Annotated in this window: 21 protein-coding genes and 1 tRNA gene; 16 read left to right on the top strand and 6 right to left on the bottom strand. The window is 69.6% G+C overall.

The window, feature by feature from the left end:
- Positions 1 to 7: 7 nt before the first annotated feature.
- The 4 genes from GKE56_RS14530 to GKE56_RS14545 all read left to right on the top strand — a co-directional run bounded on the left by GKE56_RS14530 (position 8) and on the right by GKE56_RS14545 (position 3,271).
- Positions 8 to 328 (top strand): hypothetical protein, encoded by a 321-nt coding sequence (locus tag GKE56_RS14530; protein ID WP_154685153.1) that lies wholly within the window; start codon positions 8 to 10, stop codon positions 326 to 328.
- Positions 325 to 1,728, top strand: coding sequence for a hypothetical protein (locus GKE56_RS17885; protein WP_154685154.1), 1,404 nt, complete (start codon positions 325 to 327; stop codon positions 1,726 to 1,728). The genes GKE56_RS14530 and GKE56_RS17885 overlap by 4 nt, the downstream gene beginning before the upstream one ends.
- A gap of 203 nt (positions 1,729 to 1,931) precedes the next feature.
- Positions 1,932 to 2,090, top strand: coding sequence for an AlpA family transcriptional regulator (locus GKE56_RS14540; protein WP_154685816.1), 159 nt, complete (start codon positions 1,932 to 1,934; stop codon positions 2,088 to 2,090).
- A complete protein-coding gene (locus GKE56_RS14545) occupies positions 2,087 to 3,271 on the top strand; it encodes a site-specific integrase (RefSeq protein ID WP_230209343.1) in 1,185 nt (394 codons plus the stop codon). The genes GKE56_RS14540 and GKE56_RS14545 overlap by 4 nt, the downstream gene beginning before the upstream one ends.
- A 76-nt stretch (positions 3,272 to 3,347) precedes the next feature.
- Here the strand turns inward: GKE56_RS14545 and GKE56_RS14550 are convergent.
- Positions 3,348 to 3,419: transfer RNA gene (locus tag GKE56_RS14550), tRNA-Lys, on the bottom strand.
- Positions 3,420 to 3,619: 200 nt separating this feature from the next.
- On the opposite strand from GKE56_RS14550, the gene GKE56_RS14555 reads away from it, so the two are divergent.
- Complete coding sequence (locus tag GKE56_RS14555) at positions 3,620 to 4,183, top strand: TOPRIM nucleotidyl transferase/hydrolase domain-containing protein (protein WP_154685155.1); 564 nt, start codon at positions 3,620 to 3,622, stop codon at positions 4,181 to 4,183.
- 8 nt (positions 4,184 to 4,191) lie between these two features.
- On the opposite strand, the gene GKE56_RS14560 is transcribed toward GKE56_RS14555, so the two are convergent.
- Together GKE56_RS14560 and GKE56_RS14565 are read right to left on the bottom strand one after the other, a co-directional pair.
- Entirely contained in the window at positions 4,192 to 4,629 is a 438-nt protein-coding gene (locus GKE56_RS14560) for a nitroreductase family deazaflavin-dependent oxidoreductase (RefSeq protein WP_154685156.1), read from the bottom strand.
- A 28-nt stretch (positions 4,630 to 4,657) separates the two neighbouring features.
- Positions 4,658 to 5,047, bottom strand: a complete 390-nt coding sequence (locus GKE56_RS14565; protein ID WP_154685157.1) for a nuclear transport factor 2 family protein — start codon at positions 5,045 to 5,047, stop codon at positions 4,658 to 4,660.
- A 60-nt stretch (positions 5,048 to 5,107) separates the two neighbouring features.
- Here GKE56_RS14565 and GKE56_RS14570 point away from each other — a divergent pair, with 60 nt between their 5' ends.
- Complete coding sequence (locus GKE56_RS14570; protein WP_154685158.1) at positions 5,108 to 6,019, top strand: class I SAM-dependent methyltransferase; 912 nt, start codon at positions 5,108 to 5,110, stop codon at positions 6,017 to 6,019.
- A gap of 14 nt (positions 6,020 to 6,033) precedes the next feature.
- Here GKE56_RS14570 and GKE56_RS14575 read toward each other — a convergent pair whose 3' ends face one another.
- A complete protein-coding gene (locus GKE56_RS14575; protein WP_154685159.1) occupies positions 6,034 to 6,483 on the bottom strand; it encodes an iron chaperone in 450 nt (149 codons plus the stop codon).
- A gap of 194 nt (positions 6,484 to 6,677) precedes the next feature.
- On the opposite strand from GKE56_RS14575, the gene GKE56_RS14580 reads away from it, so the two are divergent.
- The 7 genes from GKE56_RS14580 (at position 6,678) to GKE56_RS14600 (ending at position 10,723) form a co-directional block, all read left to right on the top strand.
- Positions 6,678 to 7,040, top strand: coding sequence for an STAS domain-containing protein (locus tag GKE56_RS14580; RefSeq protein WP_154685160.1), 363 nt, complete (start codon positions 6,678 to 6,680; stop codon positions 7,038 to 7,040).
- Positions 7,041 to 7,154: 114 nt separating this feature from the next.
- A complete protein-coding gene (locus tag GKE56_RS14585) occupies positions 7,155 to 7,889 on the top strand; it encodes a GAF and ANTAR domain-containing protein (RefSeq protein ID WP_154685161.1) in 735 nt (244 codons plus the stop codon).
- 46 nt (positions 7,890 to 7,935) lie between these two features.
- On the top strand, positions 7,936 to 8,241 hold the full coding sequence (locus tag GKE56_RS17660; RefSeq protein WP_230208998.1) for a hypothetical protein: 306 nt from the start codon (positions 7,936 to 7,938) through the stop codon (positions 8,239 to 8,241).
- Positions 8,150 to 8,680, top strand: a complete 531-nt coding sequence (locus GKE56_RS14590) for a GAF and ANTAR domain-containing protein (RefSeq protein WP_230208999.1) — start codon at positions 8,150 to 8,152, stop codon at positions 8,678 to 8,680. Before GKE56_RS17660 ends, GKE56_RS14590 begins: the two co-directional genes overlap by 92 nt.
- Positions 8,681 to 8,988: 308 nt before the next feature.
- A complete protein-coding gene (locus tag GKE56_RS16955; protein ID WP_195908149.1) occupies positions 8,989 to 9,507 on the top strand; it encodes a hypothetical protein in 519 nt (172 codons plus the stop codon).
- A gap of 13 nt (positions 9,508 to 9,520) precedes the next feature.
- Positions 9,521 to 10,186 carry a class F sortase gene (locus tag GKE56_RS14595; protein ID WP_195908150.1) on the top strand — a complete coding sequence of 222 codons (666 nt, stop codon included), beginning with the start codon at positions 9,521 to 9,523 and terminating at the stop codon, positions 10,184 to 10,186.
- A 96-nt stretch (positions 10,187 to 10,282) separates the two neighbouring features.
- Positions 10,283 to 10,723, top strand: a complete 441-nt coding sequence (locus GKE56_RS14600; protein ID WP_154685163.1) for a hypothetical protein — start codon at positions 10,283 to 10,285, stop codon at positions 10,721 to 10,723.
- Positions 10,724 to 10,757: 34 nt separating this feature from the next.
- Here the strand turns inward: GKE56_RS14600 and GKE56_RS14605 are convergent, their stop codons facing one another.
- Entirely contained in the window at positions 10,758 to 11,114 is a 357-nt protein-coding gene (locus tag GKE56_RS14605; protein ID WP_154685164.1) for a PPOX class F420-dependent oxidoreductase, read from the bottom strand.
- Between the two features lie 151 nt (positions 11,115 to 11,265).
- Between GKE56_RS14605 and GKE56_RS14610 the strand changes: the two genes are divergently transcribed.
- Positions 11,266 to 11,913 carry a hypothetical protein gene (locus tag GKE56_RS14610; protein ID WP_154685165.1) on the top strand — a complete coding sequence of 216 codons (648 nt, stop codon included), beginning with the start codon at positions 11,266 to 11,268 and terminating at the stop codon, positions 11,911 to 11,913.
- A 189-nt stretch (positions 11,914 to 12,102) separates the two neighbouring features.
- Here GKE56_RS14610 and GKE56_RS14615 read toward each other — a convergent pair whose 3' ends face one another.
- Complete coding sequence (locus tag GKE56_RS14615) at positions 12,103 to 12,312, bottom strand: hypothetical protein (RefSeq protein ID WP_154685166.1); 210 nt, start codon at positions 12,310 to 12,312, stop codon at positions 12,103 to 12,105.
- A gap of 141 nt (positions 12,313 to 12,453) precedes the next feature.
- Here GKE56_RS14615 and GKE56_RS14620 point away from each other — a divergent pair, with 141 nt between their 5' ends.
- Both GKE56_RS14620 and GKE56_RS14625 read left to right on the top strand, forming a co-directional pair.
- Positions 12,454 to 12,666: a hypothetical protein gene (locus GKE56_RS14620; RefSeq protein ID WP_154685167.1), complete on the top strand. Its 213-nt coding sequence runs from the start codon at positions 12,454 to 12,456 to the stop codon at positions 12,664 to 12,666.
- A 162-nt stretch (positions 12,667 to 12,828) separates the two neighbouring features.
- Positions 12,829 to 13,455, top strand: a complete 627-nt coding sequence (locus tag GKE56_RS14625) for a DUF47 domain-containing protein (RefSeq protein ID WP_154685168.1) — start codon at positions 12,829 to 12,831, stop codon at positions 13,453 to 13,455.
- Position 13,456 lies beyond the last annotated feature (1 nt).

Raw genomic sequence — 13,456 nt, forward strand, 5'->3', positions numbered from 1 at the left:
AGCGACCATGACCGACACCCAAACCTTGCTCAAGCGGGCCGCCGACCACCTGACCGCCGCCGCGTGCCTTACCCGATGTGACGACATCCCCAGCTCCCACGCCGTGGCCGGGGTCATCGAGCTCACCAGAGCCGGCATTGCCCCCGGCGCCCTCGAGGATGTCGGCCCCACGCCCGGGCCGGCCTCCACGCTTGGACGCCTGCACGCCGCCCTGGCGGCCCTCGACACCATCGGCCCGCTCGACGGTCCACCGGACCTGCTGGCCTGGTCCTGGCAGGTAGCCGACCTGATCCGGATCCTCGAGGCTCGCAAGGCGGCGCAGCCGTGACCGCAACCACCGCAGCAGACCTACTGGCCCGCGCTAACCGCCTGGCCATCGAGCTGCGCGACAGCCACCACCCCGCCACGCTCGCGCAGTGGGAACGGTTCGACGTTACCCTCCACCGGGCCCTACACGAGACCCTCGGCCCCGCCGCCAGCTCGATCCACCGCACTGACCCGCACCGCATCGCCTTGCTGTCGGCTATCCGCACCTACCCCACACCGCTTCGTCCACCGGCTGACATCCCGCTCACCGCCGCCCAGGCGGCCCACCTCCTGAACCTCACCCCACAAGGTCTGCGCAGCAGGATCCAGGCGGGCCACCTCAGGGCCGTGCACGACGGGAACGCAGTCGCCGTGCACGCCCGGGACCTCGACCATCGTCCGGACATCACGCCCGCCGACCCCCTCGACCTGCACACCCTCGCCCGACTCAGCGTCACCCTCGGCGCCCTGGCAGACCTGCTCCACAACGCCCGCACCACCGGGCAGCCGGTACTGGACGAACCCGGCGAGGCCGCCGCCACCGCCCGGCACCTGCTCGCCATCGGACGTGTGGCCGCAGGCCACACCCTCACCGCCATCGCGTACGCGGACGCCGACCGGCCGCTGGCCATCGCCCAGTACACCGAGCGGGTCCTGGACACCCTGGCCGACGCCACTGCCCGACCGGCCGGGCTGGACCGTCTACGCATCGTCACCCCGCACCAGGCATCTACCGACCTCGGCGACCGCCTCGAAGCAGCACTGCACACCTGGAACGCCGCCGCTCGCGCCGACCTCGGCCGCCCCGTCCCCGCCGCCGAGAGCGTCCGGTTCTTGTCCACCCAGGCGGTCCACCTCTATGCCGTCACCCACCAGGTCATCACCCTGGATTCGGGTCTGAACCTCGACCTCGACAAAGCCACCACTGCCGCATTGGCCGCTGCCGCACGCGCCGCCCGCAACGCCGGTCCGCTGTGGGCCAACCTGACCACCCTGCAGCGGCCGACCCTTGAGTACGTCACGGCCAGCCGCGCGCTCATCCCCGTCCTCGACGCCGTCACCGCCGCCGTCGCCGCACCCGGGAGCACCGAAGCTCTCGACATCCGCCGCGCGCTCGCCGACCTCACCGGCACCGCCGCCACCATCGCCGACCTCATGGCCACCACCCGCACCCTGCCCGACCGGCTCGCCCGCTCCCAGCTCCTGCACACCCCAAAGAACCGCACCACCCTCATCGACCTGCGAAGCCGGCAGCGCCGGACCACCCGCCCCGCCACCGCCGACGACATCACCCACCTGGCCAAAGCCTGGGCTGACGCCGGTTACACCGCGCACGGTGCAGCCACCCAGCTCCACCACATCACTACCACCCGGCTGCCCCACCAGCTGTACGCCCTGCACCCCGTCGAACGAACTCTGTGACATCAGTCCAGCGCTACTCATGACGGCCCCTGCTGCACGAAGACGAAATGCCCGAACCCGGAGGAGGAGCCGTGACAGCCATCGACCGACCCCCACACGCCCCCGTGAATCAGCCACGCGCCTTAAGCAAGCAAGAGGTGCGGCCTCACAAAGCCAAGAGGGCGGCGAAGCACGCCCTGCCCGAAGATCGGCTCTGGTCGGTGATGGACGTCGCCTACTTCCTCGCCGTTCCCGTGCAGACCGTCTACTCCTGGCGAGGTCAAGGACGGGGTCCGAAGGGCCGGCTCGTCGGTCGGCGCCTCCGATACCGACCAGAAGACGTTCGAGAGTGGGTCGCAGCGCTGTCGACGGACGTCGCATGAGACGCCTCGGCCTCGGCGAATTTGGGGAGGTCCGCTACACGGTGAGATACGGCCGGCCGGTAGCAATGGTTAACTACCGTGACTTCAACGGCGTCAGGCACCGACTCCAGGCATCCGGTCGCACCAAGGCGGAGGCTCGCCGTGCAGTGGTCCGGGCAGTCGAGAACACGATCGCCAGCGGCTCGGATGGCGAGTTCTCCTCCACCTCCACCGTCGAGGCAGGCGCGCGGGCGTGGCTCGACGACTTCGCGGAACTGGTAGCTCGGGGGGCGCGGTCACCCTCGACGCTTGACCTTTATCGCGATGCCATCGAGCGACATCTGATCCCGGCGATTGGAGGGTTAAGGATCGGTGAGTTGACCACTGCCCGCGTCGACCGATTTCTTCGATCCATCCTGCGCTCGAAGGGGTACGCGACGGCCAAGCTCACCCGAACCGTGCTTTCCGGCGTCTGCGGATACCTTTCCCGACAGGGAGCGCTGCAGTTCAATCCCGTCAGGGACGCCGGCCGCCTCGAAGCCGACCGCGACCGAACTCCTCGGGCCCTGACCCCGGTCGAGGTTCGCCACTGGCTAGCCCTGCTCGACGCCAGCGAGGAAGCCCAGCGGAACGACCTCCCCACACTGGCACGATTCATCCTCGCCACGGGACTGCGCATCGGCGAAGCCTTGGCGGTGCGCTGGTCTGACATCGACTTCGACCATGGTTTGCTCAATGTGCAGCGGACCCTCCTACGACTCAAGGGCAAGGGCATCGTCGAATCGGCGCCCAAGTCGAAGGCCTCGATCCGGGTGCTCGTCCTGCCCGGCTGGTGTCTGACGATGCTCAAGACCCGACGCCAACAGCTCGGAGCCTTCGATGGCCCCATCTTCCCCGATGCCAAGGGCGGCTACCGGGACAAGAGCAACGTCGGTGCCGCCTTCCGCCGGGCCCGAACCGGAACACCGTTCGAGTGGGTCAAGCCGCACACCTACCGCAAGACGGTCGCGACAATCCTAGACAACCAAGGCGCCAGCGCCCGCATGATCGCCGACCAGCTCGGCCATGCCCGAGTCTCGATGACCCAGGACGTCTATATGGGTCGACGGGCCGTGCACCATTCGGTTGCCGCCGCACTCGAATCTGCCAACCCCGACGTCAGCCGCCCGCAAGTCGCCGGCGGAGATGCAGATCCGAAGTGAGTAAACGCATGTGTGAGCGTATGTGTGAGCGGATGCGCCTTGCAGCGTCCTGCCAATCGCCTGACCTGCGCGTTTGTGGGCCCCGTCGGATTCGAACCGACAACCTACGGATTAAAAGTCCGCAGCTCTGCCATTGAGCTAGAGGCCCGGGGGTGTGGTCCGCGCTGGCACGAACCGCGGCGGCGACTCCCGCGCGTTTCGGCCGGTCCGCCCGCCGCCGCGCCAGTATGCCGCAGATGCCCGCCGCCATCGCCCCAGCCCCCACTGCAACCTCCTCCCGTTCTGCCCGATGCGAACGGCCCGACAAATGCCTTGACCCTCGGTCGTGAACACGGGCCCAATGGTCAGGTGACCACCACCCCGCGCGCCATCGTGCTGGTCGAGGGTCACAGCGACCGGGTCGCCCTGCTGACGTTGGCGCGGCGAGCCGGGCGGGACCTGGCCGGGGAAGGTGTTCAGGTGCTGCCAATGGGCGGCATCACCAACGTGCGCGCATTCGTGTCGCGACTTGGGCCGGACGGGCTCGGCGTCCCGCTCGTCGGGCTCTACGACGGTGCCGAGGAGGCCCAGCTTCGGCGCGGGCTGGCGGCGGCCGGTCTGGTCGAGGCACTCGACCCTGACGGACCATCCCATCTGGGCTTCTACCGGTGTTCAGCGGACCTCGAGGACGAGCTCATCCGGGCCCTCGGCGTCGAGCGCGTCGAGGAGGTCATCGCCGCCGCGGGGGATGAGCGTTCGCTTCGTCTCCTCACCGGCATGCCCGCCCAGCGAGGGTGGACGCGCGAGGCGGTGCTCCGGCGTTTCCTCGGCGTGAGGTCCGGTCGCAAGGCCCGGTATGCCGCGCTGCTGGTCGACGCCTTGGAGCCCGCCTGCGTCCCTGAGCCGTTGGCGGCCGTGCTGGCGCGCGTCTGAGCGTCGAGTCAGCTGGGCGAAAGCACCACGACCGGTATCGGGCGGGACGTCAGGCGCTGGTACGCGGCATACCGCTGCTTGTTCTGGTCGTTGACGAGGCGCCAGAGGCGCTCGTAGTCGTGCTCGCCCGGCATGACCACGCGCGAGGTGACCGGCACCCGGCGGGTGCCGACCTGTGCCACGACCTGCGGGTTCGCGCGCAGGTTGTGGTACCAGCCGGGGCTCTTGGGCCCACCGCCGGCGGAGGCCACGACGACGTAGGCGGGGCCATCCATCGCGTAGGTCAGCGAGTTGATGCGTGGGAGGCCGGACTTCGCGCCGACCGTGTGCAGGAGCAGGCACGGCACGCCGAGCAGTCGGTGACCGATGCGGCCACCGGTCCGCGCATAGACCTTCCCGTGCGCGGCGATGGTGGTGTGGGTGAGCCGATCGGTGAGAGAGGGCATGACCGAGATCGTAGGCCGCTGCGCGCCGTCAGCCGCCGGAGAGCCGGGTCCGAAAGCCCTGTTGGTCCCAGTAACCCTCGGCGCGCCGGATCAGCCCGTCAGGGTCGAGGTGGAGCACGTCGATGCCTTCGGCGGTCGCCTCGATGCCGGTCTTGCTCACTGCCTCCATCCGCCAGTGTGCGGCGATGGAACGGTTCGCGGTCAGCGCCGCCAGGACAGTGATGTCGACGCGCGACACTGCGCTGAGCAGGCCTTGCTCCCAGTACGCCTGGATGTCATGACGACCGCCGCGCACGGGGCTGCCGACGGGGTCCTCGATCTCGCCGCTCGCGGCGAAGATCTGGGCTACCCGGTGCGCGTCCAGGGCGCCGATCGCGGCGAAGTACTCGCCGAGCGTCTCGTGCGGATCGCGACCCATGGGCGCACGATACTGCGCGCTCCTTGGAGTGACGACGATCGACGCTGACAGACTGGGCTCGTGACCGAGCGTGCTGCCAGCTCGACGGCTGTCCTCGTGTGTCAGGGCCGCGCCGCCGCCGATGGCCGGTATGCCGTGGGGCGCTTCTCGGACCCGATCGCCGCGGACTTGCTCGACTCGAGCGAGCGCCTGGTGGTCGATCGCGTCCGAGCGGCGGAGCCGCCGACCGAGCCGCCCACTGAGCCGCCCACGGAGCCGCCCACGGAGGGGACCGACCGGGTGGCACACGAGATGGTGCGTCGAGTCGCGGTGACCATGGTCCCGCGCACCATCGCGATCGACGACGCGATCCGCGGCAGCGGTGCCGAGCAGCTGGTGATCCTGGGCGCTGGCCTCGATGCGCGGGCCTGGCGCATGCTCGAGCTGGCCGAGGTGACCGTCTTCGAGGTCGACCACCCGGCGTCACAACGAGACAAGCAGCGGCGGGTGGGTGCTCTCGCGCCGAGGGCCGGCAGGGTCGCCTGGGTGGCCGTCGACCTCAGCAAGGAACCCCTCGCCGCCGGCCTCGAAGCTGCTGGCTTCGACCGGCAGGTCCGGACGACGTGGGTGTGGGAGGGTGTCGTGCCCTACCTGACGCCCGCCGAGGTGCGCGCGACGACCGCCCAGGTCGCCGCTCTTTCGGCGGCGGGCAGCCGGCTCGTCGTCAACTACCAGCTGAAGTCACTGCCGACCACCGTCATGCGTGCGGCGATGCGACTCATCCTGCGGGTCTCGCGGCACCCAGACCCGATGGCAGGTGAGCCGTGGCGTTCTCAGTGGCGTCCAGACGGCATACGAAACCTGTTGAGCGACAACGAGTTTGACACGGTATGGGACAGCGACCTCCTGACCCTCTCAGCAGGGCTGGAACTGCCGTCAGACAACAACGGGTCGCTGCGCAACGGTCGGGTGGCGCTCGCCGTCCGGCGTTGACCGACCCGTCCGCTTCAGGAAATCGCCGCTCGCACCAGCTCGATGACCTTCTTCTCCACGGCGGGGCTCCACTGGGCGAGTGCGAACGACACCGGCCACAGGTCGCCGTCGTCGAGGTTCGCGGCATCCTGGAAGCCCAGCGTCGAGTACCGGTAGTTGAACTTGCCCGAGTCCTGGAAGAACAGGACGACCTTGCCCTCTTCGTTGGCGTAGGAGGGCATGCCGTACCAGGTCTTCGGTGTCAGCTCCGGAGCCGTCGCCGTGACGGTCACGTGGACGCGCTCAGCCAGGGCGCGATCCTCCGGCGCCATCGCAGCGATCTTGTCGAGGAGGTCCTGAAGGCCGTCGGCCCTCTTGGCGCCCTTCTTGCCTTCGGCGCGCAGCTCGGCGGCGCGCTGCTTCATGGCGGCGCGCTCCTGGGCGGTGAAGCCATCGGTCTCGGTCGCCGTGTTCTGTGCAGACATTCTCGGGTCTTCCCTTCGTGCAGATCAGGGCATCGGCGTCGGGCCGCGCCTTCGGTGGAAAGGCTATGCGGGCCCACCTCGGGGCGCTTCTCGATTCCTGATCGGTTGTGGTGCTGTGTCGAAGGCGTCTTCGCGCGTACTGTGGTGAGTGGCCGCCCTGGACCTCGGTGCCCCACCTGCCACCGGAGGTCTCCATGAGTTGGGTCAATCACCTGTCGGACGCCCGTGGGCCCAGCCCACTGCGGGCCACCCACGCGGACCACGGGCCGGTCTGGGTGGTGGACCTTCTCGGCGAGGCCGATCTCGCAACCTGGGACATCCTCCAGGAGGAGCTGGACCGTGCTGCGCGGATGGATCGGGACAAGGTCGTCCTCGACCTCAGCCGGCTGAGGTTCTGCGATGTCCACTGCGCCCAGCTGATCCTCGCGGCCGGCGCGACGACCAGGCTCGCCATCGCCGGGGCGAGCGGTCCGGTCCGCCGCGTGTTCGAGGTGCTCGACCCCGCCCAACGTATGCCGCGTTACCTCGGAATGGCTGAAGCGACAGCCGTGCCCTGAACCGAGTCCCGGGCCTTTGGCCAAAGTAGGCTCGCGCGAAGACGAGGACGATGAGCCGAAGTGACAGGGGATGAGGCCGATGCACTCCTGCCCAGCGGTAGCGTGGTACCCCCCATGAGCGACACGGAGGAGCGCCTGCGCCGGCTGCTCGCGTTCGTCGACGCGGAGCCGACGGACGCCGCCGACGACGGGCTCGCGGGTCGGCTCGACCGCATCTGCCGGACGGCGGTGCGGCGCGTGCCCGCTGACGGCGCTGGCATCACCATCATGAACAACGACGGTCGCCCCGCTGGCACCATCGCCGCGTCCAGCGCACGGTTCCGCCGCTTCGAGGAAGTCCAGTTCACGGTGGGCGAAGGTCCCTGTGTCGAGGCGTATGCCGCGCGCAGCCCGATCCTCGAAGCCGACATGGTGGGCAGCGGCATGCGTCGCTGGCCCGCGTATGCCGCGGCCGTCTGTGCGGAAGGCGTGAACGCGGTGTTCGCCCTCCCCATCCAGATCGGGGCGGCTCGGCTCGGTGTGCTCGACCTGTACCGGTTCGAGGCTGCCCCGCTCGCGCCGGAGGCGTTGGCCGACGCCCTGGGTCTGGCCCGGATCTGCCTCGACACGCTCCTCGGTGCGGACGTCGCCCGGTCCGGGGGCGATCTGGCCGACGGTCTGGGCGCCGCTTTCGCACTCAGCTCGGAGGCGTACCAGGCGCAGGGCGCCATCATGGTGCAGCTGGGAATTTCTCTCGCGGACGCGATGGTGCGTCTTCGGGCCCATGCCTATGCGACCGACCGACCGATCATGGACGTCGCACGCGACGTTCTCGACGGTACGATTGCCTTTGCAGGGGATGACCTGTGAGCAGGGCAAGGTCGATCGTCCTGGCAAAATCGACGGGAGTCACCATATGAGCACCATTTCCAGCGAACGGCTGGCCGTCACGTTTGTCCAGGTTGCCGACACCCTGGTCGACGACTTCGACCTCATCGACTTCCTCACGTTGCTGACCGAACGCGCGGCCGAGCTGGCCGGGTCGTCGGCGTCGGGCCTGCTGCTGAGCGACGAGCACGGCCACCTGCAGTTCATGGCGGCATCGCAGGAGTCCGCCAGGATCCTCGAGCTTGTTCCAGGTCCAGCGCGAGGAAGGTCCGTGCCAGGACTGCTTCCGGGAGGGTCGCCCGGTGTCACACCCCGACCTGGGGCAGGCCGGTGACCGGTGGCCATTGTTCGCCCCGCAGGCCGTTGCGGCCGGGTTCAGATCCGTCCACGCCTTTCCGCTGCGCCACAACCAGACCATCATCGGGGCCCTCAACCTGTTCGACACGACGCCCCAGCAGTTCACCGACTCTGACACCAACGTCCTGCAGGCCCTCGCCGACGTGGCCACGATCGGCATCCTTCAGGAGCGCGCGATCCGACGTGGCGAGGTGCTGACCGAGCAGCTCCAGCGCGCCCTCAACAGCAGGATCACCATCGAACAGGCCAAGGGCGCCCTGGCGCAGATCCACTCGACCCACCCCGATGCCGCCTTCGACATGCTGCGCAACTACAGCCGGCAGCACCACTACCGCCTGAGCGACGTTGCGGTGGCGGTTCTGCACGACCCGGCCAGCCACCCCATCCTGACCACGCCGGCTCCCAGCGCCCCCTAGCGCCGAGTCTTCACGCCGTCCGGGCGGCCGCGGCATGCATCTTCTCATCGCCGGCGGGCGGGCGTAGAGTGGCGTCGCTGCCCCGGACCCTGGTCGCCTGACCCGCCGGGGCTTCGAAGCGCTCGGGGGTCGTCAGGCTCGAGGCAGCCTGGGCGCGCCCCCTCCCGTTCGCCCCCCAAACACGGTTGAGGGGGATGCGTCCTGTAACGGCTCACCGGCCCGGTGTCCGCAGAGCGGCGCGCCCGGGGACCAACCGATGCGACCCCTCCTTCGTCTATGGGATGTCATCCATTTCTGAGGAGGAAGCGATGCGCAAGGTTCTGGGTTTGGCGATCGCCACGGTCGCGGCGTTCTGGATGGTTGCACCGGCACACGCAGCGCCCGCAGCGTCCCTGCGAGTCTCGCCCGCCACGCAGCAGGCGGGAGGGTCCGTTCAGGTGAACGGGACCTGTGAGGCCAACACCTCCGGGTTCGCGATCTCGCCGGCATTCCTGCACGACTCGGCCCACGACTTCGCCGGCGTGGGCGCGGTGGCATTCACGACCGACAGCACGGGCGCCTTCACGGCGACCGCCACGATCCCCGCCAGCAGGACACCCGGCAGCTACACCGTGTCGGCCCGCTGCGGTGGTGGCAACCTCGGCGTGACCGCGACCCTCGTGGTGACCTCGGCATCGTCGTTGCCCACCCGAGTCCCTGCCGGGACCGGCGGCCTGGCGGCGACTGGCTCCGGCTGGTCAGCCCCTCAGCTCGGCCTGGCGGCGGTGGGCGGCTTGCTGGTGCTGCTCGGCGGTTTCGGTATCGCGCGCCAGCGGACCCGTCGGTAGGGCGACGGCCGTCGTGTCAGGCCGGTCTGGCCAGCTGGTGCGGCGCGGATCGGTCGTGGTCGCGGCCGTCGGGGCCGCCCTCGTCGTCGCGGCTGCGCTGGCAGGGCAGGGTCGACCCGCGCCGTCCGACTTCGGCTCCACTGGGGCCCTCGCACCACCGCCAGCCACGGTCGCACCTCCTGCGGTCGTGCCATCCTCGGCCCCCTCAGCGACGGTCGCGCCGACCGCAGTCGCACCGGCTGCTCCGGTTCGGGTCGACATCCCGGCGCTGGGCGTCCGGGCCGTGGTGCTGCCCGTGCACGCGGTCGAGGGTGTGCTCGGCGTGCCGGCTGATCCGCAGCAGCTGGGCTGGTGGGCGGACGGCGCGCGGGTGGGTGCTGTCACGGGAACGGTCGCCATCGACGGTCACGTCGACTCCGCCGCAACCGGCGCCGGGGCACTGTTCCACCTCACCGACCTGCGGCCCGGTGCAGTGGTCCGGGTGACCACGACCTCAGGTCAGGTCCGGTCTTACGTCGTCACCGCCCGGCGGAGCTTCCTCAAGCGCCAAGGTTTGCCGCCTGATCTCTTCCGCGCGGACGGCCCGCCGCGACTGGTTCTCATCACCTGCGGCGGCCCGTTCGATGCGACGGCCCGCAGCTACCTCGACAACGTCGTCGTCTTCGCTGTGCCCGTCTGACGAGAGTACGTGCGGTGACGCCCCCGGGATGACGAAACCGCACGGCATACCTGACATGCTCGGGAACGACCAGACGACGTCGAGAAGGGAACCACCATGACCGAGGGCGAAACACTGGCGACCACCCTGCGCCTGCGCAGCACATTGCGGCAGCTGTTGGCCATGCTGGGCGCCGAGTTCCTGCTGGGCATGGGCGCGAACCTCATCGGACTGCCATCTGAGGTCAGCGGCAGCTCACGCGTCGCCACGCTGACGCTGATCGGGCTCCACGCACTGCTGGCGCTAGGCATCGTCACCGTCGCGGTCATCGCGTACACGTCCGCGCGCCGGGTCCAGCTGGTCGCCCGGATGACGACCGTGGGGCTGGCGACGGTGGCCGTGACGTTCCTGGCCGGCGTCGGGACCCTGATGTCGGGCAGCGGATGGCTCTCGTTCGTGATGGCGGCCGGGTTCATCGCGGCGATGGCCTGCTACGGCTCCGCCTACGTGGAGGTGACCAGGGTGACCGCGACGGTGCCTCCTCCGTCTCGCGCCTGACGCTCACGCGCCTGACCGTCACCGCGGGCTGTCGTCACGGGCTGTCGTCGAGGCCCCAGCTGATGATTCGGGTCGGGTGGAGGCGGATGCTCTCCTCGGGGTCGGTGAGTGCCTCTGCCGTACCGCGGATCTCCACACCTCGGGGTCGCCACGGGTCGGTGGAGGCGAGGTCGTCGACGACGAGCGCGGCGTGTCCCGTCGCAGCCACATCGCGCCACTTCTTGCTGGCCGAGAAGTCCCGGCCTGTGATGTCGACGTGGCTGGCGTCCGCCGAGAGGCGCCACATGCCGACCGGTGTCACGTGCGGTATGCCGTCGGCGCCGACGGTGGCCACCCGGGCGAGGCGTTGCTGACTGAGGTAGGCCCGCTCAGCCTCGGTGAACTCTGCCATGGAACCACTTCCTCCGCTGCTGGTGCTCAACCTCCATGGTGCGCCCGTCGGGGCTCCGATGTCCTGCACTACGCGATGCCGCCCGAGCTGTTTCGCACGACGAGTGCCTCGGGTAGCGCGCCGACCAGCGAACGCTGAGACACTGGAGCCGATGAGAAACGAGCCCAGCGGGCGCCCCGGTCCCCGCCGTCCAGCATTCTTCAGCCCTGCGGCGATGGAGTCGCAGGGCGGCACCGTGCCCGATCCCGCCGAGGTCACCGAGATCGCCCACGAGACGGCTTCGGTGCTGGTCGGCACCGGGCGCGCCGCCGAGGACCCGGTCCTGACCGCCCGCCTCGTCGCGCTGGTCGACGAGCTCGGCCTGTCGACCGTGGCCGAGCTGTGGGCCGACCGGCCCGCCCGCTCGCTGCCGGGTGCGCTCTGGCGGCTCTACGCCTTGCGGGAATGGGTGCAGCGCTGCCCTGAGGAGGCCAGCGCGGACTACGCCGCTGGCATGCGGTTCACGGATGTCAACCACGCGGTCGCCGGCGTCGCCGAACCGCCGGGCCCGGACGAGCTGCGTCAGCTCACCGATGCGATCCTGCGCGGCGTCTTCGAGGGGGACCTGGCCGTGGCGCTGCAGCGTGCAGCCGCCTTCTGCCGCGTCGTGGCCGCCGGACGCGCCGATCGGGCCCACACCACCGACGTCCAGGACCCCGACGCCGCAGCCGCCCAGACACGCCGGGCAGCGTCCATGCTCACCACCGCTGAGGACCTCGAGGCGAGCGCGCGCCTGTGGCTGACGGCGGACCTGCTCTGAATCGGGTCCGACAAGCCTGTGGATCGGGAACATCCGACCACCATCGCGGGTTACAGTCGGACGTGCGTCGGGCCGCGGTAGCCCCGGGTCCCAACTGAAGCCGCTACGAGCGGCCACGCGCCGTGAGGCGCTCCCGGCCCGACGCACAACTTCGGTGGCGGGTCCCGCCCTGTGCGTTTGACCTTCCTTCTAGGTGACCGCGACGCGCCCCGGGCAGTGAGCCACGTGGCTGGAGGCGTCCACGCCGGCCACTCGCCGCGACCGCCGGCCCGGCCCACGCCAGCCGCAGGCACGGCATACGGCATGGCTGAAGGAACCCTTGTCGATGATGGCCGACCCGACGTCGGACTCGCGCGGCACGTCGGCGCCCGACTCGGCGCCGACTGGTGGGTGGACCATGGAAACCATCATCGGGCATAGGTCCAAATGACTAGTCCGGATGGTCCAGGCATGACCCAGATGGGTAGTTCGTGACGCCGCGCGGTCAAGAGATCGCAAACAGGTGGTCCGATCACGTGCATGCTCCGTTAGCGTTTTCCCATGGCAACGGAGCGCACGGGCGGAGGGGAGCTCACCGATGGCGCCCTGCAGGACGAGATCGAGCTCGTGGGTGAGCTGGTCGTCGCTGCCTCCGCGAGCGAACGGCCGTTGACCGACGAGGAGATCGACCGGGTCCTCGGGATCGAGGGTGCGCGCCACGACGAGCACCGGGACGTCGCAGCGCACCGGTCCCTGCGCCGGCAGGACGCCTGAGCGCCGTCGGTCTGCCGTGACCGGGCGGTGACCGGGCAGTGACCGGGCAGTGAGCCGGGGATGGCTCCCCTGCGGACGCCACCTGAACACCAGGTTGCGCTGGGCGCGGTAGATGGCCGTAGCATCGTCCACGGCCATCCCCCCGCCTGACCGGAGAGAACCGTGGGCTTTCGCCTCACCCCCCAGGAGAACAGCTTCTACGACCTCTTCGCGACGTCGGCACGGCACCTCATCGAGGGCTCGCGCGAGCTGACGAAGATCCTCGGAGCAGGCGTGGGTGAGCGGGAGTCCATCGCCGAACGCATGCGCGAGATCGAGCACGACGCCGACGAGGCGACCCACGCGATCATCCGCAAGGTCAACAGCTCGTTCATCACGCCGTTCGACCGTGAGGACATCCACGGCCTGGCGTCGGCGCTCGACGACTGCATGGACCTCATGGACGCGACCGTCGACCTCATCGTGCTCTATCGCATCGGGGACCTCCCGGCTGGCGTCTCCGACCAGGTCGAGGTGCTCTCGCGCATGTCCGAGCTCACCGCCGATGCGATGCCGCGACTGCGCTCGATGAAGGACCTGTCCGAGTACTGGATCGAGATCAACCGCCTCGAGAACCAGGCCGACCAGGTCTACCGCCGGTTGCTGGCTGGGCTGTTCAACGGCGAGTTCGGCACCGACGCCATCACGATCATGAAGCTCAAGGAGGTCATCGAGGAGCTCGAGGCCGCCGCGGATGCCTTCGAGGCGGTCGCTCACAAGGTCGAGAGCATCGCGGTCAAGGAGTCCTGAG

The sequence above is a fragment of the Nostocoides sp. HKS02 genome, assembly GCF_009707485.1.
GTDB lineage: Bacteria > Actinomycetota > Actinomycetes > Actinomycetales > Dermatophilaceae > Pedococcus.

What these genes read in the sequence shown, in the direction of transcription:
- GKE56_RS14530 (WP_154685153.1), top strand. Translation starts at nt 8, where the DNA reads ATGACCGACACCCAAACCTTGCTCAAGCGGGCCGCCGACCACCTGACC.
- GKE56_RS14540 (WP_154685816.1), top strand. Translation starts at nt 1,932, where the DNA reads ATGGACGTCGCCTACTTCCTCGCCGTTCCCGTGCAGACCGTCTACTCC.
- GKE56_RS14545 (WP_230209343.1), top strand. Translation starts at nt 2,087, where the DNA reads ATGAGACGCCTCGGCCTCGGCGAATTTGGGGAGGTCCGCTACACGGTG.
- GKE56_RS14560 (WP_154685156.1), bottom strand. Translation starts at nt 4,629, where the DNA reads ATGCCCTCTCTCACCGATCGGCTCACCCACACCACCATCGCCGCGCAC.
- GKE56_RS14565 (WP_154685157.1), bottom strand. Translation starts at nt 5,047, where the DNA reads ATGGGTCGCGATCCGCACGAGACGCTCGGCGAGTACTTCGCCGCGATC.
- GKE56_RS14575 (WP_154685159.1), bottom strand. Translation starts at nt 6,483, where the DNA reads ATGTCTGCACAGAACACGGCGACCGAGACCGATGGCTTCACCGCCCAG.
- GKE56_RS14580 (WP_154685160.1), top strand. Translation starts at nt 6,678, where the DNA reads ATGAGTTGGGTCAATCACCTGTCGGACGCCCGTGGGCCCAGCCCACTG.
- GKE56_RS14585 (WP_154685161.1), top strand. Translation starts at nt 7,155, where the DNA reads ATGAGCGACACGGAGGAGCGCCTGCGCCGGCTGCTCGCGTTCGTCGAC.
- GKE56_RS17660 (WP_230208998.1), top strand. Translation starts at nt 7,936, where the DNA reads ATGAGCACCATTTCCAGCGAACGGCTGGCCGTCACGTTTGTCCAGGTT.
- GKE56_RS16955 (WP_195908149.1), top strand. Translation starts at nt 8,989, where the DNA reads ATGCGCAAGGTTCTGGGTTTGGCGATCGCCACGGTCGCGGCGTTCTGG.
- GKE56_RS14600 (WP_154685163.1), top strand. Translation starts at nt 10,283, where the DNA reads ATGACCGAGGGCGAAACACTGGCGACCACCCTGCGCCTGCGCAGCACA.
- GKE56_RS14605 (WP_154685164.1), bottom strand. Translation starts at nt 11,114, where the DNA reads ATGGCAGAGTTCACCGAGGCTGAGCGGGCCTACCTCAGTCAGCAACGC.
- GKE56_RS14610 (WP_154685165.1), top strand. Translation starts at nt 11,266, where the DNA reads ATGAGAAACGAGCCCAGCGGGCGCCCCGGTCCCCGCCGTCCAGCATTC.
- GKE56_RS14615 (WP_154685166.1), bottom strand. Translation starts at nt 12,312, where the DNA reads ATGGTCCACCCACCAGTCGGCGCCGAGTCGGGCGCCGACGTGCCGCGC.
- GKE56_RS14620 (WP_154685167.1), top strand. Translation starts at nt 12,454, where the DNA reads ATGGCAACGGAGCGCACGGGCGGAGGGGAGCTCACCGATGGCGCCCTG.